Annotated in this window: 2 protein-coding genes; both read right to left on the bottom strand. The window is 36.9% G+C overall.

Annotated features, from left to right (window positions below):
• Positions 1-52: 52 nt before the first annotated feature.
• Positions 53-1,810, bottom strand: coding sequence for a sodium:solute symporter family transporter (locus ACY65O_RS11435; RefSeq protein WP_462220988.1), 1,758 nt, complete (start codon positions 1,808-1,810; stop codon positions 53-55).
• A 31-nt stretch (positions 1,811-1,841) separates the two neighbouring features.
• Positions 1,842-3,353 carry an L-arabinose isomerase gene (gene araA, locus ACY65O_RS11430; protein WP_462220987.1) on the bottom strand — a complete coding sequence of 504 codons (1,512 nt, stop codon included), beginning with the start codon at positions 3,351-3,353 and terminating at the stop codon, positions 1,842-1,844.
• Positions 3,354-3,404 lie beyond the last annotated feature (51 nt).

The following is a 3,404-nucleotide window of genomic DNA, read 5'->3' as shown; positions in this document are numbered from 1 at the left end:
CTCTGCAAAATTTGCAGAGGGATTTTAATTATTACTGGTTTAAATTATTTTTCTACCAAAACTTAACATACAAAGCTACCAGTATAAGCAATGTTGCTACAATCATTGCAATAACAGGCGGGCTCAATTTAAACATTGATTTATCCAGCATAAATGCTTTTGGATTTATTTTTGGTCCTGCAAGACTGATACCAATCATTACCGCCATGGTAATAAAGAAAGCCCAGCCCATATTAATTAAGAAAGGTATTTCGTAAACACCATCGTTATTTTTAAATGCAGTGTACATAAAATTTTCGTGCCCGAAAACTGATACAGCAAAACTGTTGAAGAAAATGGCCATTGCAAAACCAGTAATTAAACCGGCAACTGCCGCGGCACCTGTAGTGCGTTTCCAAAACATCCCCAAAATAAACATTGCAAATACACCCGGACTGATGAAGCCCGTATATTTTTGTATGAAAGTAAAACCACCTTCTCCGCTAATTCCTAAAAAATCTTTCCATTCAAAAACAACAGCAATTACAATGGCAACTAATGCCGCCATTCTTCCAATCCAAACCATATTTTTTTCTTCGGCTTCTCTACCAAAATTTGCATTGGTAACAGATTCCAATACATCAGCTTTAGAAATTTCAGTATTGACCTCCGGAGTTTTTTTCTTAAAATATTTCATATAAATATCTAAAGTAAAAATAGTACCAATGCTATTTAATTTACCGGCAAGCGAAGCAACGATAGCAGCGGTTAATGCTGCAATGGCCAATCCTTTTAAACCTGATGGAAGAAAACCAAGGATAGCAGAATAGGCTCCATCCATGCCACTTAAGCCAGGCAAATGACCATTTTTATGTAACACATAAGCAGCAATACCCGGCAGCATTACAATTATTGGCATCAGCAATTTTAAAAATCCTGCAAACAAAATGCCTTTACGTGCTGTTTGCAAATCGGCACCCAATGCTCTTTGAGTAATGTATTGATTGCATCCCCAGTAATTTAAATTTACTATCCACTGGCCTGCAAAATACATGGCAATGCCCGGCAGAATTAAATATTTATTTACATCTTCCTGCGATGATGCTGCAGTGGGTTTATCTAATATCATATGAAAATGATCCGGTGCCTGATCCATCAAAGTTTTAAAACCGGCTAATGCATCTTTACCTAAACCAAATTTTTCACTAACAATAGTTAAAGCAAAATAGATTGTAGCAAAGCCACCGATAATTAAAACTGCTACCTGAATTACATCGGTGTATCCAATCACTTTCATTCCACCCAATGTAATTATTAATGAAAATACTGCCAGCGCAATCATTATAGTATGCAAATACTCTGGCCCAACCAATCCGCTTATTGCAATGGCGCCCAAATATAAAATTGAAGTAAGATTTACAAACACATACAAAAACAACCAGAAAATGGCCATGATAAGCGACACCGTTTCGTTATACCGTGTTTTTAAAAACTGCGGCATGGTGTAAATCTTATTTTTTAAATAAATAGGAATAAACCAAACAGCAATAATTATTAACGCCAGTGCTGCAATCCATTCATAAGCCGCTACTGCAATACCTACAAAATATCCATTACCACTCATGCCAATAAATTGCTCCGCAGAAATGTTAGATGCAATTAATGATGCACCAATTGCCCACCAGGTTAGTGAACCTTCGGCCAAAAAATAATCGTGTGATGCTGTGATAGTTGCTTTTTTCTTTTTATTATATACCCAGTAACCATAGCCGGCCACCAGTAAAAAATAAACAACAAAAATCAACATGTCTAAAGATGATAAAGTGTTCATGAGCAAGTTTTACGTTTTGTGATGAGAAAATTTATTTATTGTTTATTTGGTAAAATACATCATTCCATTTTAATTCATTCTTTAAATTGTAAATGTTGGTGTCTTTATTGATACAAACAAATTCAATATTGGCCATAGCTGCAAAATCTTCTAAATTTTCTGGGGTTAAATTTTGGCTGTACCCGGTGTGGTGTGCACCGCCACCATATATCCATGCAGCGCATGCAGTTTGCATATTGGGATGTGGCTTCCACAGCACTCTTGCAACCGGTAATTTTGGTAAATCAAATTTCGGTTTTACTGCATCAACAGTATTTACCAATAATCTAAAACGGTTGCCCATATCCATTAGTGATGCATTTAATGCAGGGCCTGCGGCAACATTAAAAACCAACCGCACCGGATCTGCTTTACCGCCAATACCCAACGGATGAATTTCGCAACTGGGTTTTGTATTGGCAATACTGGGACAAATTTCCAGCATGTGGCTGCCTAAAACCATTTCATTACCCGGTTCAAAATGATAAGTATAATCTTCCATAAAAGAATTACCGCCGGGCAAATCAGTTCCCATTACTTTCATTGCTCTTACTAATGCAGATGTTTTCCAATCGCCTTCGCCTGCAAAGCCATAACCATCGGCCATTAAACGTTGCGCTGCAATGCCGGGCAATTGTGTTAAGCCATGCAGGTCTTCAAATGTATCGCTGAAGCCTTTATAATTTCCATCTTCCAAAAATTTGTGAATACCAATTTCAATTTTTGCAGCATCACGTAAAGATTGATGCTGATTATTTCCTTTTTTTAACGAAGGCATTAATTTATACAGCCCTGCATACTCATCGCACAATTTTGTAATGGCAGTTTCTTTTACATTATTTATCACAGCTGCTAAATCACCAATGCAGCAGTTATTTACACTGTATCCAAATTTTAATTCGGCTTCTACTTTATCGCCATCGGTTACAGCAACATAAAGCATGTTATCGCCAAAGCGAACAAACTTTGCACCCTGCCAATCGTTCCATCCCAATGCAGCTCTTGTCCATCCTGCAATCTGTGCAATTACATTTTTATCCTGCCAATGCCCTACAACCACTTTTCTTTGCATACGCATACGGCTCATCATAAAACCAAACTCACGGTCGCCATGAGCCGATTGATTTAAATTCATAAAATCCATATCAATATCGCCCCAGGGAATATCACGGTTGAATTGTGTATGTAAATGCAATAATGGTTTTTGTAAGATCTTCAATCCATTGATCCACATTTTTGCAGGAGAAAAAGTGTGCATCCATGTAATGATGCCAATGCAATTTTTATTGCTGTTGGCATCAATTACTAAATTGTAAATTTCTTCGGTGGATTTTAAAACGGGTTTAAAAACAACTTTAACAGGAATAGCATCTGCATCATTCAATGATTTTGCAACCAATATGGAATGCTTTGCCACCTGCTTTAAAGTTTCTTCTCCATATAAATTCTGGCTGCCGGTTGCAAACCAAACTTCTAATCCTCTTGTGCTGATACTATTTTTCATTTTCTATTTTTATTTACTTAGATAACAGTTCAATATCTTTTACCTGCGTGG

It is taken from the genome of Ferruginibacter sp. (assembly GCF_031430955.1).
Lineage (GTDB): Bacteria > Bacteroidota > Bacteroidia > Chitinophagales > Chitinophagaceae > Ferruginibacter.
The sequence above is the reverse complement of the archived record's forward strand: the minus strand, read 5'-3'. Positions and strand labels throughout refer to the sequence as shown.

Excerpts from the sequence above, each read along its gene's own strand:
- ACY65O_RS11435 (WP_462220988.1), bottom strand. The coding sequence starts at position 1,810 with ATGAACACTTTATCATCTTTAGACATGTTGATTTTTGTTGTTTATTTT.
- araA (WP_462220987.1), bottom strand. The coding sequence starts at position 3,353 with ATGAAAAATAGTATCAGCACAAGAGGATTAGAAGTTTGGTTTGCAACC.